This is a genomic window from Solibacillus silvestris, from assembly GCF_051967575.1.
Classification (GTDB): domain Bacteria; phylum Bacillota; class Bacilli; order Bacillales_A; family Planococcaceae; genus Solibacillus; species Solibacillus silvestris_B.
This window is the reverse complement of the sequence record NZ_JBQCJW010000016.1, coordinates 1-25,074: the sequence shown is the minus strand read 5'-3', so window position 1 is coordinate 25,074 and position 25,074 is coordinate 1. Positions and strand designations below refer to the sequence as shown.

The following is a 25,074-nucleotide window of genomic DNA, read 5'->3' as shown; positions in this document are numbered from 1 at the left end:
AACCCTCCTTGGCCGTCGAACCGCTATTTTCATTTTATAATGATCTCTGTTTTACTATGTCCTTCTTTAAGCTTTTGCACTTGCAAAATTGCCGGTATCGCTGCTTTTAGTTCGGCCACATGCGATATTACACCGATGAGACGGCCTGATTGCTGGAGATCAATCAATATATCGATTGCCCGGCGCAGTGCTTCCTCATCCAATGTACCGAACCCTTCATCGATGAACATCGTATCAATATGCACGCTTCCTTGCACACTTTGAATGACGTCAGCCATCCCTAAAGCAAGCGAGAGCGATGCATTGAATTTTTCGCCGCCGGATAATGTTTTTACATCGCGTGTTTGCCCTGTATGGCTATCATATACATCAATGCTTAGCCCACTTTGTGCATTTCCTTCTTTCCGTCCTGTTGATTTCAGGAAATACTGACCATTCGACAGGAGACGAAGCCTTTCATTTGCAGCATGCGTCACCTTTTCCAAGTAGCCTATTTGCGCGAATCGCTCAAAGGAAATCTTCGCCTCGTTTTGTCCTCGAATCAAGTCATAAATATGTTCGACTTGCATAAGTTTTATTTTATAGTCTTCTATTTGCTGTGCTGTTTTTTCAAGATTATCCAATGTTGTTTTACATTGTTCCGCGTACGATTGTTTTAATTTCACTTCAGAATAATGTGCTTCCACTTGTTCGTTCAATGTTGAAATTTGATGCTCCCAAGCCGTCAAATCCGCAAGTTCTTTTCCTTCCAGCAGTTGCTGTTCCTCGGCAATTTGTACGGTTAATGTGTGCACATTTTGCTTATAGGCATCCATTGCATCCTGAATTTGTTGTTGAATATTTAAAGGCAGCAACGCATTTTTATATGTTTCCAATTGAAAGCCCTGTTGTTGCATTGCTGTTTCGAATGCGGCTTGAGCTAATACATATTCCTGCTGTTTTTCCGATAAATGATTTGTCGCATGGAGGCGGTTAACTTCGCAGGATTTTTCGACCAACTGTTTTTTTTGCAAGTCTTCCACAGCCTTTTGGATCGCGTCTTTTAATTGGCGATGCTTTAATTGCTGACCCGCTAGCGCTTCTGTTACTTGTTGCACTGTTGAAAATTGAGGCAGCAAAGATTTTTCGCTTTGCTCGAGCTTCCCTTTTTCCTGGGCAAATTGGTTATCGATATCCATCATATATTTTTGCCCTTTTTCAATGCGTTCTTGAAGCACATCTTTATTTTGCAAAAGCTGCTCCATCTTTTGCTTTTCGGATAAGAGCATAGTTTGCTGCTGTTTTTGCAATGATAATTGGTTTGCCAATGTAAATAGTTGCTGCTCATATTCATGCAGCAGTGAAAATTCGACATTTAGCTGTTGGAGCGCATATTGTTTTTCTTTCAATGCGTTTTGCTCCATATCCAGCTTTGAATTTACTTGATAATAGCTTTGCAGGGCGCTGTCACTTTCATGGCGCAATGCTGTCAGCACATTTCCATCGACTTCCAATGCCTTACTATTATGAATGGCTGGATGTTCAGTACTGCCGCATACAGGGCATGCCTCTCCATGCTGTAAGGAAGCTGCGAGAAATGCTGCCTGATTGCTGCGGACTTGCTGCTCCATTTGCTGAAATTTGTACTGCGCTTCGTCTGCAATTTGTTTCTTTTCTGCAAGCTTTTTTGTTAACGCTCCAATATTCGCCTGTAAAGCGGATGCTTCTTTTGCTATTTCAATTTTCCGCTCAAGCGCTGTATGTGCCTCAAAAGTTTCGTGATACGTATACACCGACTCTTCCAGCTCATTGATCATCATTTGTTGCTGCTGTTGCTTTTCTTTTAAATCGACTGCTTCTTTTTGCAGTTTTTCGAATAATTGTTTTGCGCTACTATGTTTTTCTTTCAGCCTCGAAACTTTTTCCCGCTGTTCACTAATTGTTTCGTATACCGGTAAAAGCTGTTTCAACCGAGAAATCAATTCCGTATACTCATCCAATAATGGTTCAAGATTTTTTTGCTCGCTATAATGTACAGTTGCCTGCCGAAGTTGATTCTGCGCTGTTTCATAATCGGCTTTTGCTTTTTTTAATGATGCTTCCGCTTGTTCAAACTGTAGCTTCACCTTTTCATGCTCGCGTTCTAAAGGCTCAATCTGATTTGCCTTTTTTGCGAGTTCAAGACGCTGCTGTTGTGCTTGCATCGTTTGTTGCTGCTGCATAAGTTCCGCAAGCTTTGTCTTTCTTATTGAATATTTTTCTATACGTTCGTTTAATAGCTTCTGCTCGCTAAATGCCTCATTCAACTTTTGCAAATGCAATTTGGACGCTTCATATTGTCTTTTTAATATTGCATACTGTTCCTCATAATATTGCTGTTCGCCCATTAATGCTTGCTTTACTTGGTACATATTCGTTACTTCATGATTTATTGCCAGAAATAGCTCTGACTCCCTGTAAGGCAGACGGGACTGGATTTCGTGAATCGTGTGGTCCTGCTGCATTTTTGCCTGGTCATACAGCTTTTCTGCCGCCTTCTTTTTTTCCCGCAACAGTTCGACCATTTTCGTAAAGCGCTCTGTTTTAAAAATTTTGCGGAAAATTTCCTCTTTATGCTTTGACTCTGATGTTAAAAGCTTTTGAAATTCACCTTGTGGCAACATGACGATCTGATTAAATTGCGATTGTGTCAGTCCGATAAGCTCCTCGACTTTCGACTGAACAAGCTTTACCTGGAATTTTTCGACTGCAGGTACGGCAACACCGCCTGTAATCTCGTAAAATTCGCGTTTTGCGCTTGCGCCATCATGTCCAAATTTGCGCCAAATACGATACAGGCGACCACGCACCTCAAATTCAAGCTCCACTTCCGTATCAACGGCCGGGTCTGCAAAGTCACTGCGCAAAAATAACGACTTTTCGCGGTCTTCACCACTTCCCGAATCATAAAGTGCATACGTAATCGCATCAAAAATTGTCGTTTTTCCCGCACCTGTTGCACCGGAAACAACAAAAATCCCATGTTCATGCAGCTTTGTAAAATCGATTACTTCTTTTTGAAGATATGGCCCAAATGCTATCATCGATAATTTGATTGGCTTCATCGTTACAGCACCTCCTGCATTTCACGTTCAGTGTCGATTAATTGCTGGAGCACCTCAGCATAAATCGCTTTCGTTTCTTCACTTAACGTTTTGCCCGTCATTTCAGCATGAAACAGCTCAAACAACTCTAAATCATTCATTTGCACACGTTTCATCGTTGTCGCTTCGTGCTCCATTTGTGCATAAACAACTGTTCGTTCTATGTGTAAAGCATTCGGATACACGGTACGCACGAGCTCTGCCGCACCTTTTACAAAATGCTCGTCTTGCAGCTTTACGAATACATAATCGTCACTTTTTGCGTGCTGCAAAATTTCATCGAGCATTCCTGCCACAATGCGCATATCCCGTATCGGTGTGAACAATTTTTTTTCCACAGTTGCAGTTCCGTCCCCTTGTAAATTTACAAGCAAATATCCTTTCTTATGTGTCACTTCAGACTCCGAATATTTCAGCGGTGAGCCGGCATATTGGATTTTTTCGTTTGCCACAAAATGCGCTTGGTGTAAATGTCCTAGCGCAGTATAGCAAAACGGCTCAAACAATGCCGAATTTATACATTCCGTACCCCCAATTGTTAATTTACGTTCTGAATCGCTCGTATTTAGCTCCGGCATCCCATCCTTCGTTATAAAGGCATGTGCGACGATGACATTGCGCTTCTTCGGATCGAGCTTCCGTTTTATTTCATCAATGATTTTCTCCATGGCGCCTTCATGTGTCGTAATCGAGTCATCTTCAAAAACTGCCCGTACAATGGAAGGCTCCGCAAATGGTACTAAATAAAAATAGACTTCTCCATGCTCGTCCCTCATAATAACAGGCTCTATATTTTTTTCTAAGTGACCGATAATGTGTAATCCGCTTGCCTTCATCAAGTCACTGCCAAAATTTAAACGTGTCGCGCTATCATGATTTCCAGCTATCGCTAAAATTGGCGTTTTTCCATCGATTAAAATTTGTTTAAGCGTTTTGTTCAAAAGCTGAATTGCATCTGTCGGTGGCACGGAACGATCATACAGATCCCCAGCAATAATAACAACATCCGGCTTTTCTTTTTTTATTTCTTCGATGAACTGTTCAAGTACGTATTGCTGATCTGCCGTCATTGACACACCTTGTACAAGCTTTCCTAAATGCCAATCTGCTGTATGAAAAATTTTCATGAATACCGCCTCCTGTCTCATTACTTATAAGTGTACATGATAAAATCAATTACGTCTCGACGTAATTGCGTTCGGTTACGGCTTTGCGCTGCTTACCGAATCCGTAACATCCGCCGGGGGCTTTATCTTCACTCAACCAGATAGAGGGGCGGTTATTCTGCGACTACCTCTACACTTTCTTCATATATAACTTTTACTGAATGAATAATATAAAAACCACAGTGTACGAATATTCGTACACTGTGGCTATTTGTCGGCTATTGCTTTGCTGGCATTGTTCCTGCTGAAATTTCTTCCATATAGTGGCAAGCAGCTTCATGTGTATCTTTCATTAAATTGGATGTACGCAAAGCCGGCTCTTCTGTGCGGCATTTATCTGTCGCAAATGGACAGCGCGTATGGAAGCGGCAACCTGCCGGCGGATCAATCGGCGAAGGTACATCACCTTTTAATACGATACGATTTTTCACCGCATCCGGATCGGGAACCGGGATTGCCGATAATAATGCTTTTGTATATGGATGTTGAGGATTTTCAAATAAGCTTATCTTATCCGCAATTTCCACAATTTTCCCTAAGTACATTACAATAATTCGGTCTGATATATGTCGTACTACACCTAAATCATGTGAAATGAATAAATATGTCAATCCATATTCGTTTTGCAATTCTTCCAATAAGTTCAGCACTTGCGCTTGAATCGATACATCGAGCGCGGATACCGCCTCATCGCAAATTATCAATTTCGGATCTACCGACAAAGCACGCGCAATACCGATGCGTTGACGCTGGCCACCTGAGAACTCGTGCGGATAGCGGTCTGCTTGATATTGTCGTAATCCCACTGTTTCAAGCAATTGCTCGATGCGGGCACGGCGCTGTTCTGGCGGCAGTACATTTTGAATATGCATCGCTTCGTTCAATACACTTGCTACTGTTTGACGCGGATTGATCGATGCATATGGATCTTGGAAAATGATTTGTAAGTCTTTACGGAATTTACGCATTTCACCTTTGGAAATCTTTGTAATATCAGTACCCTGGAAAACAACAGAACCTTCCGTAGGCTCCTCCAATCGTAAAATTGCCCGACCTGTCGTAGATTTCCCGCAGCCAGACTCTCCTACAATACTTACTGTTTCACCTTCATAAATTGTAAATGAAATATCATCTACTGCCTTTACGTGGTTGACGGTACGGCCTAAAAAACCACCTTTAATCGGGAAATACTGTTTTAGTCCCTCAACCTTTAACAGTTCTTTTTTCGCCATATAGCGTCACCTCCGATTCTCCATCCCATTCATCCGAGTACATCCAGCAACGAATTTGCTCTGAACGATCGCCGCCTGTATTAAGCAATTCCGGCTGTTTTTGATGACAAAGCTCTGTCGCAACCGGGCAACGCGGAGCAAAGCGGCAGCCTACAGGCATTTCATGCGGGCTTGGCACCATTCCTTTAATAGGAATTAAGCGGTCTTGATCCACATCATGACGCGGCAATGAATTTAACAGCCCTAACGTATATGGATGCTTAGGCTGCTTGAATAATGAACGCACATCCGAGTATTCCACAACTTGACCTGCATACATTACAGCAACATAATCGCATGTTTCGGCTACAACGCCAAGATCATGTGTAATCATAATAACAGACATGCCTAAACGATTTTGCAAATCTTTAATAAGCTCCAAAATTTGCGCTTGTATTGTAACATCCAGCGCTGTTGTCGGCTCATCGGCGATTAAAATTTCAGGGTCGCAAGCTAATGCCATGGCGATCATAACACGCTGGCGCATCCCTCCGGAAAGTTCGTGCGGATATTGCTTTACGCGCTTTTCAGGTGAAGGAATTCCTACAAGCTTCAGCATTTCCACCGATTGCTCCATTGCTTCTTTTTTTCCTAATTTCTTATGGATTTTTATCGTTTCGCTAATTTGTTGTCCAACCGTATAAACCGGATTCAGAGATGTCATTGGCTCTTGGAAAATCATCGAAATTTGATTTCCTCGAATATCGCGCATCGCCTTGTCGGACAGCTTCAACAAATCTTTCCCTTTAAAAAGGATTTCACCGCCTTTTGTTTTACCATTTGATGCTAATAAACGTAAAATAGAAAGCGATGTAATGCTTTTCCCTGACCCTGACTCCCCTACGATTCCAATTGTTTTTCCTTTTGGAACGGTAAAGCTAACACCATCCACTGCACGCACTTCTCCAGCATCCGTACCGAATGATGTTTGTAAATCGTTTACGACTAAAATATTTTCCATTTCATTCATTTGCCACACCTCTTTTCGTTTTTAGTTCAAGTCAATTCGTTTATTCAAGAACTTGTAAGAAATATCAACAAGTAGGTTTACAATTACGAATAATAGTGAAATAACTAGTACAGTCCCTTGTACAATAGGGAAGTCCCGTTGCCTGATCGCGTCAATTGTCAGTCGACCCATACCATTAATGGCGAAAATTGTTTCCGTTAATACTGCACCGCCTAAGAAACCGCCAAATTCCAAACCGATAACCGTCACTACTGGAATAAGCGCGTTTTTTAGTGCGTGTCGATAAATAACGATGCGCTCTGATACGCCTTTTGCCCGGGCAGTACGGATGTAATCCTGACCGATGACTTCAAGCATTGATGAACGTGTCATACGTGCAATGATCGCGGCTCCCCCAGTACCTAGTGTAAGGACGGGCAAAATAATTTGGCGCCACGAGTCACCCCAACCGGATGGGCGCATTTTTAAAAATTCCGGCAATTCCCAGCCGAATGGCAGATTGCCCAATGCAAACCATTGAATTAACAGTAAGCCTAGCCAGAAGTTTGGCATCGACAGTCCGAACAGCGCGACAATCATAATCGATACATCTGTAAGCGTATAATGACGTACTGCAGAAATAATCCCAGCAATTAAACCAATAAATACCGCTAATATCGTTGCATAAACAGCTACTTCCACGGTAATCCAAAAACGAGCCTGAATTTCATCCATTACAGGACGACCACTACGAATTGAGTTTCCTAAATCACCTTGCAGGGCATTGCTTAAAAATCGACCATACTGCACATATGCCGGGTCATTCAAACCTAATTTTTCACGCAAGTTTTCTACTGTTTGCTCAGATGCACCTTCCCCTGCCATTACTTGTGCAGGGTCACCAGGAATTAGGAACATCAATGAAAATACTAAAATTGAAACCCCAAACAATACGGGAATCGTTTGTAATAAACGACGAATAATATATTTAGTCATTTACTGTTCCACCTCCTATTGTTTCATCTTCGGATCAAGTGCATCACGTAATCCATCACCGAAAATATTAAATGCCAATACAACAACAACTATCATCATCCCAGGAATCAATACCATATGACCGGCATTATGCATATACGTACGACCATCACTTAACATTGCTCCCCATTCCGCTGCTGGCGGCTGAGCGCCTAAACCTAGGAATGCAAGGCCTGATGCTGTTAAAATCGCTGTTGCGACACGCATCGTTGCCTGAACGATTATTGGTGACAAAATATTCGGTAAAATATGTTTAAAAATAATCCGTGTATCCGATGCCCCGAGTGCCCTCACTGCATCAATATACTCAAGCTTTTTCACTTGCAAGGTCGAACCGCGCACAATACGGGCAAATGCAGGAATCGAGAATATACCAACCGCAATGATTACGTTTATTAAGCTGCCGCCTAATACCGAAACAATAGCAAGAGCTAATAAAATACCGGGGAATGCTAGTAGAATATCCATCAGGCGCATTGTGATCGTATCAATAGCGCCGCCATAGTAACCTGCTACAATCCCTAAAATTACCCCGATGACACCCCCGATGAATACTGATAAAAATCCTACCGTTAACGTCAGCTTTGTTCCATTGACAATACGTGAAAAAATATCACGCCCGAAGTTATCTGTGCCAAACCAATGCTCTTTTGAAGGTGGCTGAAGCTTGTTTAAAATGTTCTGAGCGTTTGGATCCGTTTTCACTAAAAACGGTCCAACTATACCTACTAAAATGATAAAAAGTATAACTAGTCCACCAACTACAGCCGCTTTGTTTTTCAGTAAACGCTTCATAAACGTTTTGAAAGCTTCTGCACGTGGATTACTTTTTTTCATAGTAGAAGGATTTTTCTCTGTTTGTGCCGTATTCAATATAAATCACCCTTTCAATTTTTAATTCCTTCTAGTACTCTATAAAATTTGTATAGACAATAGTATATAGAGGAAAAAGGACACATTTCAACATAATAATGTTTTGTTAAAATTCGGAATATTTTGTTATTTTTATATTTTTTAACAATTTGATTATATTAACATAGTATACTATTTTGTAGTAAATTATGCTTAACACTTACAGGGATAAGTAATTCTTTAATTTTCTGAATTTAGCAACACTATTATAATATACTATCTAACGCATACTTTTTCTACTTAAAATACTTTTTATCTTTTTATATATTGATGACCAGTAATTAGTTGTGCTATTCTATTTAGAGAATTTACATTTATGTAATATTCTACAATAATAATAAATGGGGGGACTTCCATCATGTCATTTTCTAAAAAATCGCTATGGATGCTGCTTCTTACATTTACACTTGCCCTTGTGTTAGCTGCATGTGCTGGTGGGGATGATTCAGATGAAGCTACAAATAGCGGAGACACTGGAACTGAAACAAATACAGATTCTGGTACGGCTGAAGAAAATACTGCAGGCGGCGGTGACTTAATTATCGCTGAATTATCAGATGCTAGTTCATTGGATCCACATGGTTCAAATGACGTTCCATCTTCAAATGTACAATCTAACCTTTATGAAACTTTAGTAAACCGTGATGCTAACGGCGACTTAGTGCCTGGTTTAGCAGAATCTTGGACACAAGTTGACGAATTAACTTGGGAATTCAAGTTAAAACAAGGCGTGACTTTCCATGACGGCGAAGCATTCAATGCTGAAGCTGTAAAAACTTCATTCGATCGTTTATTGGATCCTGAGGTTGCATCTCCGCGTGCCTTCTTATTCGAGATGGTAACAGATATAAAAGTAATCGATGATTCAACAATTCAATTCGTGACTGAATATCCATTCTCGCCATTGCTTGCTCACTTAACACATAATGGCGGCGGTATTATTTCACCTAAATCTATCGCAGATGACTACGCTGCAATGGAAGCCGATTCATCAGTTAAAGCTGGTTCTGTAATCGGAACAAACCCAGTAGGTACTGGTCCATTCAAATTCGTTTCTTGGACACCGGGTACTGAAATCAAATTGGAAAAATTCGCTGAATATGCAGGTACTCCTGCAAATATCGATACAGTAACATTCAAAGTGGTACCGGAAAGCGCTACTCGTGTAGCAGAATTACAATCAGGTTTTGCCCACATTATCGGCGCAGTTGAGCCTGGTCAAGTTGAAAACGTTAATGCGTTTGATGGCGCTTCTGTATTGGAAACAGCTTCTTCATCTTTAACTTATCTTGGCTTCAATACTCAAAAAGAGCCATTCAACAACCCTAAAGTACGTCAAGCGATTTCAAAGGCAATCGATCGCCCGACTTTAATCGAGGGCATTTACGAAGGTTACGGTATTCCTGCGATTTCACCATTAGCTCCTGGTATTTTCGGATACACGGAAGATGTGACATCAATGGCTTACAATATGGACGAAGCAAAAGCTTTACTTGCGGAAGCAGGTTATGCTGACGGTTTCAAAACTACAATTTGGACGAACGACAACCCTGCTCGTCAAAACGTAGCAATCGTTTTACAAGAAGCTTTAAAACAATTAAACGTAACAGCTGAAATCGAAGTAATGGAGTTCGGTTCATACTTGGAAAAAACAGCTGCTGGTGAGCATGACATGTTCATTTTAGGCTGGTCTAACCCTACTGGTGATGCGGACTATGGTCTATACGCATTATTCCATTCTTCTCAACATGGCGACCCAGGTAACCGTTCATTCTACTCTAGCGATAAAGTGGATGAGTTATTGGAACAAGGCCGTCGTGAAGCGGATTCAGCTAAACGTGAAGCAATCTACAAAGAAGCGTTGCAACTTATTTCAGACGAGTCGCCAATGGCTTTCGTATTACACCCGTACACATTAACAGGTGTATCTGATAAAGTTTCTGGCTTCAACGTAGGTTCTGACAGCATCTATCAATTACGCGAAGTTAAAATTAGCGAGTAATTAAGGATCAGAAAAAGCATTCCCCAAGTTTTTCTCTTGCGGGAATGCTTTTTTTATACATATATCGGTTTTGGTTTATTTGTAATATGAAATGCGGTGACATTGTACTCATTTTTCGCCGCTTCATTTTGTCCTGCTAGCTCTAGCATTTCTTCAAATGTTTTCGGCCTTGGCGCTGGCATTGCTTCTCTTGCCAATGCGAGTGAATCATTTCCGCTATAGTGCTTTAACATTTCATTTGCCATAATGCGATAGCCGACCTGGTTTGGATGGACATCTTGTACATTCGTTAAATAATCCGCCCGCTTATCATCAAACGCTTCATAAACATCGACAAAAACATGCCCTGCTTGCTCTGTCTCTTGCTTTAATATGGCATTAAGCATCTGTAAAACATTCGCCGCACCTAGTTGTTGCTCTCTATGGACACTCACATATGGAAAATAATAGCCCATTACGTATATTTTCGCTTTCGGTGCCTTATAATCGATCAATGAAAGAAGCTCCTGAATATTCGTGCGTACTTCATTCAATGCAAAATTCGCATTAAGCTGTGTGAAAGCAAGTGTTCCTTTATGCGGATTATGCGCAATAAGCGGCAGTAAGTTATTAGCCCCGGCAGAAACCGTGATAAGTGTCGCCTCTTTTAATAACTGTGTCGCTTTTTCAGACTTGGCCGATTCAATGACATTTTCTACACGGTAGCCCGGAAAAGTAAGCTCCTTTGAAAAATGGGCAAGTTTTCCGTGGCGCATAAGCTGCAGGGCAATGAAGTCGGTATAGCCCGCATCAATTTGACTATATGGAGTTTGTCCCGCTGCCAAGGAATCACCAAGCGCTATATACACTTCATGCTCATCCGCAAATGCAGTAGTCGGAAACAAAGCAATACAAAAAATAATGCCATACAAAAATTTTCGCATCTACTCACCCTTATCGAAAATTAAAATGCCCAATTCCCTTTACGGAAAATCGGTTCCTTTGAGCCATCTGCCAATATACCGTCGATATCCATATCTGCACTGCCGATCATGAAGTCCTCATGTGTTATCGATGTATTGATGCCAAGTGCTTCCAACTGGCCTTTTTCTAACTCTTTGCCGCCTTCATAGCAAGTTGGGTAAGCTTCGCCGATTGCTAAGTGATTCGATGCATTTTCGTCGAATAATGTGTTGTAGTATAAAATATTGGATGAAGAAATTGGCGATTCATGAGGTACTAATGCGACTTCCCCTAAATACGCTGCTCCCTCATCAGAAGCGATTAACTGCTGCAGCAAGTCTTGTCCAACCTTTGCCTCGGCTTTTACGATTTTCCCTTTTTCAAACGTAAGCTTAAACTCGTCGATAATATTGCCTTTGTATACGAGGGGCTTCGTATTCGATACATAGCCATTTACACCATATTTCGCCGGAAGCGTAAAAACTTCTTCTGTCGGCATATTGGCGATGAATGTTGTACCGTCCGGTGATTGACTACTTCCGCTTTTCCATAGATGCTTTTCCGGTAATTCAATTGTTAAGTCTGTATCCGGTGCCATATAGTGCAATTTCGCATATTTTTTCGCATTTAACTGAGCTGCGCGTGCATGCAAGCTTTCAATATGGGCTTGCCAGTTTTCTACTGCATCCCCCTCACCAATACGAACCGTTTTGAAAATAGCGTCCCATAATGCGGGAACTTGCTCTTCTTCTGCCAAGTCCGGGAATACTTTTGCAGCCCATTCGGGAGATGGGACCGCAATAATAGACCATGCGATATCATCGTTCATCACTGCTTTTCGGTAGTTTACGAGTGCTGTACCCGCCGCTTTTTGCTGTGCACCGATTTTTTCTGCTGCAATGCCCTCCAGCAAATCAGGATTTTCTGCATCAATCCAAAGAAGTGCACCTTTGCGCTCGATTAATTCTTCACGTTGTGCGACAGTCCATTTCGGGAAATTCGCTGTTTCCTCCACTGTGACATTTTCGTAATAGGCACGTTCGAAGCTTGCGTCTGTTAAGTTCACATGTACACGACTTGCACCTGCTTCATATGCCTTTTTCACAACAATACGCGTGAATTCCAGCGTATCTGTTGATGTATTGATCAATAAGTATTGTCCTTTTTGAACATTTACCCCGATACGAACGGCCAACTCTGCAAATTGCTCTAACTTCTCTTCGAATGTCATCGATTATTTCTCCTTTTTCTTACTGAATGTCATGCCTTTTTTATTGGACTTTGGTTGATAAGGCTTTTTCTCAGCTGCTTTTTTAGTAGTCGGTGCTGCTTTTGTCATCACTGTTTTTGCATTTCCTTCAATCAGTTGACCTTGCCCCCAAACCTTTTGAATGCCTTTCAATGAAAGATCGCGCAGCCATTTTTTGAACGTCTTTTCATCTTTATATGATAATAATGTCAATACTTCCCCATCTGCACCTGCACGGCCCGTACGACCAGAACGATGTGTATATTGCTCGATCGTTCTTGGCACATCAACATGAATAACATGTGTTAAACCTGAAATATCTAAACCTCTTGCTGCAATATCCGTCGCGATTAAAATGCGGGCTTCCCCTTTACGGAATGCATCAAGCGCTTTTTTGCGCTCTTCTTTTTTCATGTCCGAGTGAAGTGCCACAATCGGCGCATCCCGGTATTCCAGCTTGTTCTGTTTCATTAATACTTGGTCGATGTTATTGACAAATGCCAATCCGCGCAAACCTTCGATATTAGCCAAACGACGTAGCATATCTGTTTTGTCGCGTTCCTCTACCTTTACAAAGGAATGAACGACTTTCCCGAACTTCACCATGTCTTCCGGTTTAATTTCAATGCTGATCGGCTCGAACATTAAACGTTCCGCGACAAGTTTAATTTCCTCTGTAATCGTAGCCGACACGACAACGACTTGGCGGCCAAATGCGGCACCTTCGATAAAAGATTTCACGACAACTCGGTATTCGCGGCTCAGCAGCTGATCACATTCGTCCAAAACGATTGTTTCGATTTCTTTAAGCTTCAATTTCCCTTGGCGTGCCAATTCGTTTAAACGGCCTGGTGTGCCGACAACAATTGTTGGCTTTTTCTTCAGTTTTTCGATTTGACGTGCGGAGTTGGCACCACCGATTAGTTGCTGTACTGTAATATCCGTTCCTACTGTCCAATCGCGGATTACTTCGACAATCTGCATCGCAAGCTCTTGTGAAGGGGCTACTATTAATGCCTGTGTTTGTTTCTTTTTGCCGTCTACTTTGTTTAAAATCGGTAAAGTGTAGGCCAATGTTTTCCCTGAGCCTGTCGGAGATTCCGCCACGATATCTTTTCCTTCGATCATCGCGGGGATCATCTCGTCCTGGATTTTCATTGTCGTTTCAAACGACCATTTATTTTGCAGTGTTTCGTTTAATAAACTGATTGCTGACATATTGTTTACCACCTTTTATTCGTTGGCTTTAGTGTACCATATTCCATAATTGTTGCGTAAAATTTGGCGGGATACCGGTTAGTGTTTTACAGCGAAAAAAGGAGGCTATGTGTCAATTGAAAAATGAAGCGTGAAAGCTAGGGGATTTTCTAATAAATTCGGAAATCATCTAATATATTTTAATTTGTTCTAATAAAAGTGCGATTTTCTAATATATCCTGCCATTGTTTTAATATAGGTTCGCTTTGGGCTAATATCATCTTGCCATTTTCTAATATCCACCCGGCATTTACTAATATCCCGCAGCATTGTTCTAATAAAAATCAAACCCAATGCTTTTTATCCGTATTTTTGGCTAAAAAGAGCTTACCCAAACTTCATATCCGACCATTTTCTAATAAACTTCCTATTTCATCTAATATCGTAGCCACTTGTTCTAATAACACACTCCCTTGTTCTAATAAAACTCCGCCCATACAAATTTTTCACAACAAAAAAGCATGCTGGAAATCTACCTTCCAGCACGCCTAGTATCTACACTCTTTCAATAATTAAAGCAATTCCTTGTCCGCCGCCGATGCATAGGCTGGCGACAGCATATTTGCCGTTGCGTCTCTGCAATTCATAGGCAGCAGATAAGATTATTCTTGTACCACTTGCACCAACCGGGTGACCAAGTGCGATTGCACCACCATTTACATTCGTTTTCTCACGGTCCAGGCCAAGTTCTTTTTCCACCGCGATATATTGGGCAGCAAATGCTTCATTAATTTCAACTAAATCCATATCTTCAATTGTTAAATTCGCACGCTCCAATGCCTGACGAATTGCCGGAGCCGGGCCTATGCCCATAATCGTCGGGTCAACACCTGCTATTCCCCATGATACGATACGAGCTAATGGCTTTAATCCGTTGTCATCTACAAAATCCTCACTCGCGACAACGACAGATGCTGCTCCGTCATTAATTCCGGAAGCATTCGCAGCAGTAACGGAGCCGTCCTTTTTAAAAGCCGGGCGTAATTTTGCCAAGCTTTCCAGTGTTCCGCCTTCTTTAATATGTTCATCCTGATCTATTAAAATCTCGCCTTTTCTCGCAGCTACAGCAACAGGCACGATTTCTTTTGCAAAAATGCCGTCCTTCCGCGCTTTTGCGGCACGTTCGTTTGAAAGAAGTGCGAATGCATCCTGCTCTTCACGTGAAATCGTATATTGCTCAGCAAGCTTTTCTGCCGTCAAGCCCATCCCGGAGCCAGTATATTGGTCAATCAATGTTGCTTGAAGCATATCTGTAAACTCCAGATTGCCAAGCTTTGCACCGCTGAAGCGCTGTTCGAAATTCGAATATGGCGACTGGGACATATTTTCCGCTCCCCCGGCGAGTACAACTTCCCCTTCACCAAGCTGAATCATTTGAGCTGCCGATACGACCGATTGCATACCAGATCCGCAAAGCCGATTTAACGTTAATGCCGGTACTTCCTTTGGTACGCCTGCATAAAGACCAATATGACGAGCTAAATAAGCAGAGTTCGCACCTGTTGTAATCACACCGCCATAAATAACATGGTCGACTTGTTCAGGTTGCACATTTGCGCGCTTTAATGCTTCAACTGCTGTTTTTGTGCCAAGCTGTACTGCATCTGTTGTTGCAAAAGAACCCCCAAAAGCTGTAAATGCTGTCCTTGCCCCATCTACGATATATACATTTTTCATTATTCGATCCCCTTTGTCAGTACTATTTTAAAATTTGCTTTGCGATAATCCCCTTCATAATTTCTGTTGTACCAGCGTAAATCGCTGCTACCGGTATATCTCGGTAACGTCTTGCGATTTCATATTCCTCCATATAACCGTACCCCCCATGAAGCTGCAGGCAATCCGCTACAACGCGCTTGGCCATTTCACTGATCCACCATTTAGCCATCGATACTTCCTTCACAATATCTTTCCCTGCATTATGTTTGGCAATTAGACTATCGACATATGTACGGCCAAGTTCAATTTCTGTCGCCATCTCCGCTAACTTAAATTGAGTGTTTTGGAAATCAGCAATACGGCTGCCGAATGCTTTTCGTTCTTTTACATAGTCCACTGTCAGCTTTAAACAGCATTCTGCTTCGATTTGCGTTTCCAGTGCGACAATGAGGCGTTCCTGCTGCAGTTTTTCCATTAAATAATAGAAGCCGCGGTTTTCTTCCCCTAATAGGTTTTCTGCTGGTACACGTACATCATCAAAAATAAGCTCACCTGTATCTGCGCTATGCATCCCGATTTTGTCCAGTTTTTTTCCACGCTTAAAACCAGGAGTGCCGCTTTCCACAATTAGCAAACTAACCCCTTTGTACGCCGGGCTGGCCTGTGGATCTGTTTTACAGACGACAACAACATAATCAGCATGAATGCCATTCGTAATAAAGGTTTTTTCTCCGTTTAAAATGTAGACATCCCCATCTTTTTTCGCTGTCGTTTGAATGCCTGCAAGATCAGAGCCTGCACCCGGTTCCGTCATGGCAATAGCCGAAATGTACTCACCTGTAACGCTTTTAGGAAGCCATTTTTCCTTTTGTGCAATTGTTCCATATGCTTCTATATAAGGTGTCACAATATCGGAATGAAGCGAAATCCCGCTCGCTAACCCTGCCCCAACACGCTCCAGCTCCTCCGTTAATATAGCAGAATAGCCAAAATCCAGCGCAAGTCCCCCATACTGTTCACTGACCATTGGACATAAAAAGCCATTCTCCCCGAGCTTCAGCCAAAACTCGCGTGGAATATCCCTGTCTTTTTCCCACTGCTCAAAATAAGGATATGCCTCTTTATCCAGCATTTTGCGTAATGCTTTTCTAAACATCTCATGCTCTTCTGTATAAATGCTCATTTCCCCGCCCCTTCATCTTTTTCAGAATATTAATACACCTCAATTTTAACAGTCACAAAAAATGGAAACAATGGTTTTATGAGAAATATTATCGCACTATACAGAAATTCTAGTTAAATCATAGTAAATAATGAAAAAGAGTTGTCAGAATGATTCATGACAACTCTCGTTATTAACTATTGTTTAAAAGTAAAATAGCTTTTCTCGTATGACCGTTTACTTGTTCAAGCACCAGTTTTACACGTTCATAATTTTGATTCGTTTTTAGCATGACGATTGATGGCTTGACAGCAAATTTTGTTTTTTCAAGCACCTCTTCCGCTTCCTCATATGTGCAGTCAGTAGCAGCAACGACAATTCTCTTAGCCCGCTCGATTAACTTTTTGTTGCTTGCATGCACATCAATCATTAAGTTTTCATATGTTTTGCCTAATTGCACCATCGATGTCGTACTAATCATATTTAGGATCATCTTATGTGAAGTAGCTGCTTTTAATCGAGTTGAACCTGTTAATATTTCAGGACCCACGACTACTTCTATCGCTTCATCCGCATAACGACTTACTTCAGAATTTATATTGCTCGTCAAACTTACCGTAAAAGCCCCGACGGATTGTGCGTATTGTAATGCACCCATTACAAATGGTGTCGTACCACTCGCCGTAATGCCGATAATGGAATCGAACCGGGTAATGTTTTTTTCCTTTAATTTGTTTCTCCCATCTTCTATACGATCTTCAGCATTTTCCACTGCCTGAAAAAAAGCGTCCTGTCCGCCCGCCATTACCGTTTGCACAAGTTCCGGATCGGTCATGAAAGTAGGGGGGCATTCAGAAGCATCCAGCATACCTAAACGACCACTAGTCCCTGCCCCGATATAAAAGAGGCGACCCCCATTACTAATATTTTCAACTACCCTTTTAATTACTTTCTCAATAGTAGGTAAAACTTGTTCGACACTTTTCACAACCTGCAAATCTTCTTTATTCATTATGTGAAGTATTTGCGAGATGGGCATTACATCCAAATTCATTGTTTGGTTATTCCGTTTTTCAGTCGTTAATTGATCGTAATTCATGTTATCTCACCTTCCAATAGACGCCATGTTTGTTGAATCGTTTGTTTAACTGGATCACTCACTTCAATTTTATTTTCATATAATGCTAATAAGTAAGCTCCAACTGTTCCCGAAATTGGAGGCTTCGATGCAATTAAATCAGGGAATCGCGATGAAAAACGCACTTTAAACTCTTCAAAAAATATATCATTCGAAAATAATCCGCCATGTAATACTACTGGATTTGTCCGATCAATTCGTGAATAGACACTGTCAATTAGTTCTAGTAATGCTTCATGAACAGCTTTAACGATGGATTTCGCTAATATATCTTCATCGCATGCCGTTAATACAATCCTGCTCACAGAAGAAATAGCGGCCACAGGATTTGTGCTGCTGTATACTTTTGTGATGAGCTGGTCCGGTGAAAGAATATTAAAATGGGTCAATATCTTTTCCTGAAAAGGTTTCAAAGGCACTTTGTCATCATTCGCCTTTAATATAGAACGAATGGCAAGCTTCCCTAAATGATAGCCGCTTCCTTCGTCACCCAATAAATAGCCCCAGCCACCAGCACGAAATATTTTTTGCTGCTCATAACCGAATACAATTGCTCCAGTTCCAGCAATAAGTAAAGTACCTTCTCTGCCCCATGTCCCTGCTGCTAATGCAGCGTGGATATCACTCTGAACTTTAAGTTTTGCAAGAATTGGTGATTGCCAGAACGCATCATATATTTTTTGTTGCTCAGCCTGTCGATCCGCCCCTGCCATTGCAGCAAATACCGTTTCTACATCTGATAATGCTGCATCTGTCTTCATTAATAATTGGTCGATCAGATTATTTATAAGTGTATACAACTGCTCTGTTGAAATCGCGGTTAAATTGCCGGAACTCCCCTTGGCTACCGCAAGTAAATGTCCGCCTTTATCACCGATTACAGCGATTGTTTTAGTGCCGCCACCATCTATTCCAATCCATAATTTTCCTGACATACCGCTCACCTTATCTATTCATTCTCAAGTGCAACTAAGTTATGCACAATTCGTCGAAACCGTTGAATTTCACAGCTACGTCCAAAATGAACGCGATTTGTTAACAATATAATTGCTAATTGCTTCTCATCCGAAATCCAGATTGACGTGCCTGTAAAACCGGTATGTCCAAAACCATCCTGTAAATATTGGCCGGAAAATGAAGGCGGTGAATACAATTGCCACCCTAATCCGCGTTGTTCTTCATGCTGCTCTGTAAAACTCATCTTTGCTAATTGCTTTGTATGCTCGTGAAAAATAGAGTCGTTATTTTTCATAAAAGATTGGGCAAACTTCGCCAAATCTTCAGCAGTCGAAAACAGCCCTGCATGCCCGCTTACTCCGCCAAAATGTAGTGCATTTTCATCATGGACTTCTCCCCATTGATGTTTCTTTAAATAAGAACGGTATTCAGTCGCCGCAATTTTTTCTTGTAGCTGAACAGGTGGATTAAATAGGGTATTATGCATACCAATAGGTTGAAAAATGTTTTTATGAGCGTATTCTGCTAATGAAACACCCGAAACTTTTTCTATCAATTTTCCTAGTAAAATATAGTTTATATCACTATAAACGACCTGCTGCTCTACATTTTTCCGTTCAGTCTTCTGTGCAATATGTTCAATGACATCTGTGTAAGCTATATGCTCATTATAAAATTTGATTTCTGCCTGAAAGCCACTTGTATGTGTTAATAAATGACGAATTCTAACTTCTTCATGCATCGTCTTAAGTTCCGGAAAGTAATAGCTGATAGAATCATCTAAATCAATTAATCCCCGCTCAAGCAATAATAAAGCCGAACTTGCTGTTGCTACTACTTTCGTTAATGAAGCACAATCAAAAATCGTATGTTCCGACATCGGGATTTTCTGTTCAATATGTGCCATGCCGAACGCTTTACAATAAAGTACATTCTTTGCATTTGCCACAGCTAATACTGCACCGGGCAGTTCATTGTTTTGAATCGCTGTTTCAATAAATTGTTCTATTTTAGAAAAAGACATGATCCCCCTCCTATTTGATTGCACCTTCTGTCATACCTTTTACGATATGGCGCTGGAAAATCGAATAGAAAATGATTACCGGTATGACAGCAATGCATAATCCGGCAAATAATACACCCCATGCACTATCGTATTGCGCATCGGTTTTCAGCAAATTCATCGCGACACCTAACGTATTTTTGCTTTCTGTTTGCAGTAAAATCAGTGCCATGAAAAATTCGTTCCAATAAGAAATCGCATTTAATATTGTCACTGTCATAATTCCCGATTTGATGAGCGGTGTCACGATTTTAAATAATATTCCATATGGGCTCATGCCATCAACGACCGCCGCTTCTTCCAGCTCCTTTGGAATATTGCCGATAAATCCTATTAAAATGAAAATCGTAAACGGTACATGCGAAATTGCATAAACAAGTGATAATGCCCATAAATTGTCGAGTAAATTAAATTTCATTAACAAGAAAAATAGTGGAATCCATCCTAATACAGACGGAATCATCATTGAAGCTAAATAAACATTGATCAGCACTTCACCAAATTTTGACCGGACACGCTCCAATGCATATGCTGTAGGAATCGATAACAATAGCGTAAAAAATGAACCAAGAACAGTTACAAAAAGGCTATTTAAAAATGCACGCCCGATATTATAGTCATTCCATGCGCGCTCGAAATTCGAAAAACTAAAGGTTGTCGGCAATGACCAAGGCGAAGTGAAAATTTCTGCATTCGATTTAAACGCACCCATAAACATCCATATTAATGGGAAAATTACGATAAATGCCCATAAAATTAACGGGATGCGCACTAAAATCTTTGAAAATGTTTTCATTTAATCTCCCCCGTTAATATTCGACTTTTTCTTTTTTCAAAAGGAATTGCGATACCAAAACGGTAATTAGCGAGACAACTAAAATAAGCACGCCAATCGCTGCTCCATAACCAAATTGAAAATCTTCGAAGGCACGCTGGTATAAATACGAGCCCATAACTTCTGAAGAACTTCCGGGTCCGCCGCCTGTCATGACTTGCACGAGCACGAACGAACCGTTAAGCGATGTAATAATAATATAAAGAATGGATGTTTTTATTTGCGGCCAGACTAATGGAACCGTAATATTCCAAAATTGCTGCCACTCTGATGCACCGTCAATTTCGGCAGCTTCGTATAAACTTTTCGGTACATTCGAAATACCGCCCATTATAAGCAGCATAAACAAGCCAATCCCCGCCCAAATCGCAGGAATCGCAATACTTGGCAGCACCCACGTTTTATCTCCCAGCCAAGGACGCGCCCATTCCGTTAATCCGATTTGGTTTAATAAGCTATTTACGATCCCCATATTCGGGTCGTAAATAAACTGCCATAGAATACCAATTACTACAACCGACATAATGTTCGGAAAGAAAAATACAATTCTATAAAATGGCGCTTCCTTTATACGAAGCTGTGTTAATGCTACCGCAAAAAATAATGCGAGCGTCATAATACCGATGACTTTGACAAATACGAAGAAAAAGTCATTTATTATTGCCTTTTTAATAATGGAATCATTCCATAAACGAATATAGTTATCCAAGCCGATAAATGTTTTGTTCGCACTCGTACCAGACCAATCATAAAACGAGTAATACAAGCCTCCCAACATAGGATAGACCGTAAAAATCAAAAATAAAAGAAAGGTCGGCAATAAGCAAAATACTAAAAACAAATATTTACTTTTGGAGGAAAAGGTCATAGTTCATTTCTCCTTTCTCGCTTTATTAGAAAAGCGCTAAATCGTCCTTCTAGCCCCGACAGGCATTGGAGAGCCCGACGCAAAAGTAAACACTCCACCCCTTTTGCAGCAATGGCTGAAATGACCGAGAGGCTGGCGCTTTAGTCTAGACACTGCTAAAAAGCCAAAACTTATACTTCCTCATCTTTTAAACAAAGGTTGCTAAAAAGCTTTTAGCAACCTTATTTCTTTATAGCCAACCCAGGTTAGTTGTGAACAACTCGCTATTTTCTTAATTCCTCCGCTTTTTTCGCCATTTTATCGACGAATTCTTCGGCAGTAATATCACCTAGTAAAATATCAATAATCAATAGTTTGATTTCGTTTGTAATTTCGACTGCAATTTTTTGCACTTCTGCATCTGGTGTATATCGTTTGTAAGTATGCACAGAACCAGGGTTGTTGATCATGTCATTTATACCTTTCAAGAAGTCAGGTACATTAGTATTCGCGGATAAATCAATATTTTTCATATTCATAATCGCACCAGTTGACTCAGCAAATGCCTGCGCATATTCTTCTGTGAAGATGAACTCCAAAAATGCCTTCGCAGCTTCCGGATTTTTCGCTTTTTCTGCAATTGCAATTGTACGGATATCCGGTACAAGTGCTAATGGCTCACCAGGATCATTCATAGGTGTTGGTGTAAAGCCAAATTCAAAACTATCAGGTGTATCATTTTTCATCTCATTCGGTAACCAGAATCCTACTGGAATGTAAGCATTTTTATGCATTAAGAAGTTCATTTGTGATTGCGTATGATTATATGCCGCAAAACCAGTATCCAATATTTTTGCTTGTGCGATTTTTTCCACCTTTTTCAATACTTCAAGTGTTTCAGGCTTCTTCCAAGCTTCCACTACGCCATCGTTTAAGTCATTTAATAACTGTTCACCACCGGCTGCAGCAAATGCTGGATTCAATACACCACGTTGGAAGTACTGTGTATGTTGTCCTGTTGTTACAAAAGGAGCAATATTCGCATCGCCCTTGATTTTTTCCATTGAGCTTATCCAGCTGTCAAAGTCAGTTGGTATATCCCAACCATTTTCTTCAAACCATTTACTGTCATACCATGTTCCCCAAGTATCGAACACTAATGGTAAACTATAAATTTTTCCGCCATCCACTTCTTCTGCCGGCGAGATGAAGCTATCTAATAGTGCTGTGCCATTTTCAAGTTTAAGCCCTTTTGCAAATTCGCTAATATCCATCAATTGGCCTTCTGCGATCATTTGAGTTTCGCTTGCCCCTGCACCATCGATATATACTACATCAGGCGGTGTATTTGAAATCCAGCGTGTATTCATCTCTGTATTTATATTCGGGCCTGCATGTTCGACAATTTTTAAATCCGGATGCTGTTTTTGGAAGTCCCCTATAACTTTCTTCCACCATCCATCACCGTATCCCCCAACGAAATATTGAATTTCCAGTGTGCCTGACAAGCCATCTGCCGTATTTTCCTTTGCAGTAGTATCCGATGGAGTTGTTGATTGTTCTGTACTGCTATTTCCCTCAGTGTTGTTGCTTGATTCCTCGTCATTGGAACATGCAACGAGCAATAACATTAAACTTATTAATGCTACTAAAAACCAGCCTTGCTTTCTCCCTTTGCTAACAAACATACAAAACACCCCTTTATTTTAATTATGTCAACTATATGAATATAGTCAGCACCAATATTAACGTGAAAAACTTTTAATTGCGTCGAGTGTACGATTTAACGCAATGATTGAATTTTCATAGTTCAATGTTGCAATGCCTGTATATAAAATATCAATCAACGTAAGCTGAGCGATGCGCGATGCGGTTGCCGAGCTGCGAATATCCGCTTCATAAGAAACGATATAAAGTGCATAATCAGCAAAACTTTGCAGTGTATTCCTTTTATTTTGCGTCATCGTAATAATTGTAGCTCCATTCCCTTTTGCCACTGTAAGTGCATTAATAATTTCCTTCGTTTCACCTGAATAGGAAATAGCGAATATAACATCTTCGTTCGTTGCGTGTGTTGCGGCAATAAGCTGACCATGACTATCGAAAATAGTTTCGCAATTTTTATTAATTCGCTTTAGTTTATGTTCAAAATCCTGGGCTACGATTGCCGAAGCTCCGATTCCAATAAATATGATCTTCCTGGCATTATTAATTTGATGAATAATTTTCTCTAATTCTCTTTCGTCATTGATCATTAATGTTCGCTGTATCGCATCGATGTTATGCTTTTCAATTGTCTGAATCATTTGCAGTATAGTCGAATCTTTCTCTAATTCAAAATTATGATTTTGTTGAACTTTAATAGTGGATGCTTTTGCAATACTCAGTTTTAAATCTTTGAATCCGGAAAAATTCAAAGCTCTGCACATCCGTATAATCGTTGCTTCGCTTGTTTTAGCTCTTTCTGCAAGTACAGCAATTGACATATGAATTACATCATCTAGATGATTTAAAATATATAAGGCTACATTTCTTTCAGCAGGTTTCAGCAATTCAATCCCCGATCGTAATCTCTCAATACTATTTTCCAATTTTATTACCTACTTTCAAACAAAATGTCGCAAAACTTCTCATATAATATAAAATATATGAAATTTAACTTCATAATAAAACTTCCACATAACAGTCGTCAACATTTTATTTTAATTTTCCGATAATTTTGTAAATAAGAATGACTTATTTATCGATAATTTGACTATTGCTATAATATTGTTGGAAATCCTATTACACGGTGGTGACATTTTATGAAGTACGCAATTTTAAGTGATTTGCATTCACATTATAAAAATACGAAAAAGGTGCTAAACCATATACAGAAAGTAGCACCTAATGCGGAGATTATCGGCTTGGGGGATTTATTTGAATGTACAATCGGCAAGAAAAAAGCGAAAACGATTCGTAATGCCAAGCTTAAGGATGCTGCGGTTATTAATGATAAATTTATGAGTTTATTAACCTTCCCTTCAATTATCGGCAACCAAGAAGAACGTATTGCGCTTGTAACGGGGGATAAGCGCTTTCTGCAATATGAAAAAGCCCTTGTAATTGAACATGCTACATTGATTCATGGCCATCAAATAGAGTGGGATAAAACATATAACCCTACCTTCCCCAGCATTAAAACGCCGCTGCTGTTTTTTGGGCATAGTCATGAGGCAGCAATTTATAACAATGGGCAACGACAACCCGTCCCTTATGACATTCCGCTGGCAGTTGGACAAAAGCCTTATCAAATTAATGTTGGTCCGGTAGTCGATAATAAAGAATGGTGCTTATATGACAGTCAAGCGATGACCGTTACGTTTATGCAAGCCCAGTAGTGCAATGGCAGCCTGTTCACGCCATCGCCGAATTCGTATTTGTTCGGAAACAATAAAAACCACCAGTTGAACTGGTGGTTTTCTCTGCGCGTGAAACGCTGGATTACTGGCCCACGTCTAAAGACGCT

The 25,074-nt window shown here is 40.6% G+C and carries 20 protein-coding genes; 2 read left to right on the top strand and 18 right to left on the bottom strand.

The window, feature by feature from the left end:
- Positions 1–29 precede the first annotated feature (29 nt).
- From ACTHOQ_RS11320 to nikC, 6 genes are all read right to left on the bottom strand, one after another.
- Positions 30–3,083 (bottom strand): AAA family ATPase, encoded by a 3,054-nt coding sequence (locus tag ACTHOQ_RS11320; RefSeq protein ID WP_440496254.1) that lies wholly within the window; start codon positions 3,081–3,083, stop codon positions 30–32.
- Between the two features lie 2 nt (positions 3,084–3,085).
- Positions 3,086–4,249 (bottom strand): exonuclease SbcCD subunit D, encoded by a 1,164-nt coding sequence (locus ACTHOQ_RS11315; RefSeq protein WP_440496253.1) that lies wholly within the window; start codon positions 4,247–4,249, stop codon positions 3,086–3,088.
- A 257-nt stretch (positions 4,250–4,506) separates the two neighbouring features.
- On the bottom strand, positions 4,507–5,520 hold the full coding sequence (locus tag ACTHOQ_RS11310; protein ID WP_440496252.1) for an ABC transporter ATP-binding protein: 1,014 nt from the start codon (positions 5,518–5,520) through the stop codon (positions 4,507–4,509).
- Positions 5,492–6,529 carry an ABC transporter ATP-binding protein gene (locus ACTHOQ_RS11305; protein WP_440496251.1) on the bottom strand — a complete coding sequence of 346 codons (1,038 nt, stop codon included), beginning with the start codon at positions 6,527–6,529 and terminating at the stop codon, positions 5,492–5,494. The genes ACTHOQ_RS11310 and ACTHOQ_RS11305 overlap by 29 nt, the downstream gene beginning before the upstream one ends.
- Before the next feature lie 21 nt (positions 6,530–6,550).
- The gene (locus ACTHOQ_RS11300) at positions 6,551–7,504 is read right to left on the bottom strand and encodes an ABC transporter permease (protein ID WP_440496250.1); all 954 of its coding nucleotides are present in this window, start codon (positions 7,502–7,504) and stop codon (positions 6,551–6,553) included.
- A gap of 15 nt (positions 7,505–7,519) precedes the next feature.
- Positions 7,520–8,380, bottom strand: a complete 861-nt coding sequence (nikC, locus tag ACTHOQ_RS11295) for a nickel transporter permease (RefSeq protein WP_440496297.1) — start codon at positions 8,378–8,380, stop codon at positions 7,520–7,522.
- 433 nt (positions 8,381–8,813) lie between these two features.
- Between nikC and ACTHOQ_RS11290 the strand changes: the two genes are divergently transcribed.
- Positions 8,814–10,457 (top strand): glutathione ABC transporter substrate-binding protein, encoded by a 1,644-nt coding sequence (locus ACTHOQ_RS11290; protein WP_440496249.1) that lies wholly within the window; start codon positions 8,814–8,816, stop codon positions 10,455–10,457.
- A gap of 53 nt (positions 10,458–10,510) precedes the next feature.
- Here the strand turns inward: ACTHOQ_RS11290 and ACTHOQ_RS11285 are convergent, their stop codons facing one another.
- The 12 genes from ACTHOQ_RS11285 to ACTHOQ_RS11230 form a co-directional block, all read right to left on the bottom strand.
- On the bottom strand, positions 10,511–11,380 hold the full coding sequence (locus tag ACTHOQ_RS11285; RefSeq protein WP_440496248.1) for an SGNH/GDSL hydrolase family protein: 870 nt from the start codon (positions 11,378–11,380) through the stop codon (positions 10,511–10,513).
- A 20-nt stretch (positions 11,381–11,400) separates the two neighbouring features.
- Positions 11,401–12,630 carry an aminopeptidase gene (locus tag ACTHOQ_RS11280; protein ID WP_440496247.1) on the bottom strand — a complete coding sequence of 410 codons (1,230 nt, stop codon included), beginning with the start codon at positions 12,628–12,630 and terminating at the stop codon, positions 11,401–11,403.
- A gap of 3 nt (positions 12,631–12,633) precedes the next feature.
- A complete protein-coding gene (locus tag ACTHOQ_RS11275) occupies positions 12,634–13,866 on the bottom strand; it encodes a DEAD/DEAH box helicase (RefSeq protein ID WP_440496246.1) in 1,233 nt (410 codons plus the stop codon).
- A gap of 534 nt (positions 13,867–14,400) precedes the next feature.
- Positions 14,401–15,582 (bottom strand): acetyl-CoA C-acetyltransferase, encoded by a 1,182-nt coding sequence (locus ACTHOQ_RS11270; protein ID WP_440496245.1) that lies wholly within the window; start codon positions 15,580–15,582, stop codon positions 14,401–14,403.
- Between the two features lie 22 nt (positions 15,583–15,604).
- Positions 15,605–16,747, bottom strand: coding sequence for an acyl-CoA dehydrogenase family protein (locus tag ACTHOQ_RS11265; protein ID WP_440496244.1), 1,143 nt, complete (start codon positions 16,745–16,747; stop codon positions 15,605–15,607).
- A gap of 172 nt (positions 16,748–16,919) precedes the next feature.
- Positions 16,920–17,825, bottom strand: coding sequence for an N-acetylmuramic acid 6-phosphate etherase (murQ, locus tag ACTHOQ_RS11260; protein ID WP_440496243.1), 906 nt, complete (start codon positions 17,823–17,825; stop codon positions 16,920–16,922).
- Positions 17,822–18,799 carry an N-acetylglucosamine kinase gene (locus tag ACTHOQ_RS11255; RefSeq protein WP_440496242.1) on the bottom strand — a complete coding sequence of 326 codons (978 nt, stop codon included), beginning with the start codon at positions 18,797–18,799 and terminating at the stop codon, positions 17,822–17,824. The genes murQ and ACTHOQ_RS11255 overlap by 4 nt, the downstream gene beginning before the upstream one ends.
- Before the next feature lie 14 nt (positions 18,800–18,813).
- Positions 18,814–19,845, bottom strand: a complete 1,032-nt coding sequence (locus ACTHOQ_RS11250) for a serine hydrolase domain-containing protein (protein ID WP_440496241.1) — start codon at positions 19,843–19,845, stop codon at positions 18,814–18,816.
- A gap of 10 nt (positions 19,846–19,855) precedes the next feature.
- A complete protein-coding gene (locus ACTHOQ_RS11245; RefSeq protein ID WP_440496240.1) occupies positions 19,856–20,680 on the bottom strand; it encodes a carbohydrate ABC transporter permease in 825 nt (274 codons plus the stop codon).
- A gap of 13 nt (positions 20,681–20,693) precedes the next feature.
- Entirely contained in the window at positions 20,694–21,587 is an 894-nt protein-coding gene (locus tag ACTHOQ_RS11240) for a carbohydrate ABC transporter permease (RefSeq protein ID WP_440496239.1), read from the bottom strand.
- A gap of 263 nt (positions 21,588–21,850) precedes the next feature.
- Positions 21,851–23,254 (bottom strand): extracellular solute-binding protein, encoded by a 1,404-nt coding sequence (locus ACTHOQ_RS11235; RefSeq protein ID WP_440496238.1) that lies wholly within the window; start codon positions 23,252–23,254, stop codon positions 21,851–21,853.
- 57 nt (positions 23,255–23,311) lie between these two features.
- Positions 23,312–24,157, bottom strand: a complete 846-nt coding sequence (locus ACTHOQ_RS11230; RefSeq protein ID WP_440496237.1) for a MurR/RpiR family transcriptional regulator — start codon at positions 24,155–24,157, stop codon at positions 23,312–23,314.
- 213 nt (positions 24,158–24,370) lie between these two features.
- Here ACTHOQ_RS11230 and ACTHOQ_RS11225 point away from each other — a divergent pair, with 213 nt between their 5' ends.
- Entirely contained in the window at positions 24,371–24,946 is a 576-nt protein-coding gene (locus ACTHOQ_RS11225; RefSeq protein ID WP_440496236.1) for a metallophosphoesterase family protein, read from the top strand.
- Positions 24,947–25,074 lie beyond the last annotated feature (128 nt).

Coding starts and splice junctions, on each gene's coding strand:
- ACTHOQ_RS11320 (WP_440496254.1), bottom strand. CDS start 3,083: ATGAAGCCAATCAAATTATCGATGATAGCATTTGGGCCATATCTTCAA.
- ACTHOQ_RS11315 (WP_440496253.1), bottom strand. CDS start 4,249: ATGAAAATTTTTCATACAGCAGATTGGCATTTAGGAAAGCTTGTACAA.
- ACTHOQ_RS11310 (WP_440496252.1), bottom strand. CDS start 5,520: ATGGCGAAAAAAGAACTGTTAAAGGTTGAGGGACTAAAACAGTATTTC.
- ACTHOQ_RS11305 (WP_440496251.1), bottom strand. CDS start 6,529: ATGAATGAAATGGAAAATATTTTAGTCGTAAACGATTTACAAACATCA.
- ACTHOQ_RS11300 (WP_440496250.1), bottom strand. CDS start 7,504: ATGACTAAATATATTATTCGTCGTTTATTACAAACGATTCCCGTATTG.
- nikC (WP_440496297.1), bottom strand. CDS start 8,380: ATGAAAAAAAGTAATCCACGTGCAGAAGCTTTCAAAACGTTTATGAAG.
- ACTHOQ_RS11290 (WP_440496249.1), top strand. CDS start 8,814: ATGTCATTTTCTAAAAAATCGCTATGGATGCTGCTTCTTACATTTACA.
- ACTHOQ_RS11285 (WP_440496248.1), bottom strand. CDS start 11,380: ATGCGAAAATTTTTGTATGGCATTATTTTTTGTATTGCTTTGTTTCCG.
- ACTHOQ_RS11280 (WP_440496247.1), bottom strand. CDS start 12,630: ATGACATTCGAAGAGAAGTTAGAGCAATTTGCAGAGTTGGCCGTTCGT.
- ACTHOQ_RS11275 (WP_440496246.1), bottom strand. CDS start 13,866: ATGTCAGCAATCAGTTTATTAAACGAAACACTGCAAAATAAATGGTCG.
- ACTHOQ_RS11270 (WP_440496245.1), bottom strand. CDS start 15,582: ATGAAAAATGTATATATCGTAGATGGGGCAAGGACAGCATTTACAGCT.
- ACTHOQ_RS11265 (WP_440496244.1), bottom strand. CDS start 16,747: ATGAGCATTTATACAGAAGAGCATGAGATGTTTAGAAAAGCATTACGC.
- murQ (WP_440496243.1), bottom strand. CDS start 17,825: ATGAATTACGATCAATTAACGACTGAAAAACGGAATAACCAAACAATG.
- ACTHOQ_RS11255 (WP_440496242.1), bottom strand. CDS start 18,799: ATGTCAGGAAAATTATGGATTGGAATAGATGGTGGCGGCACTAAAACA.
- ACTHOQ_RS11250 (WP_440496241.1), bottom strand. CDS start 19,845: ATGTCTTTTTCTAAAATAGAACAATTTATTGAAACAGCGATTCAAAAC.
- ACTHOQ_RS11245 (WP_440496240.1), bottom strand. CDS start 20,680: ATGAAAACATTTTCAAAGATTTTAGTGCGCATCCCGTTAATTTTATGG.
- ACTHOQ_RS11240 (WP_440496239.1), bottom strand. CDS start 21,587: ATGACCTTTTCCTCCAAAAGTAAATATTTGTTTTTAGTATTTTGCTTA.
- ACTHOQ_RS11235 (WP_440496238.1), bottom strand. CDS start 23,254: ATGTTTGTTAGCAAAGGGAGAAAGCAAGGCTGGTTTTTAGTAGCATTA.
- ACTHOQ_RS11225 (WP_440496236.1), top strand. CDS start 24,371: ATGAAGTACGCAATTTTAAGTGATTTGCATTCACATTATAAAAATACG.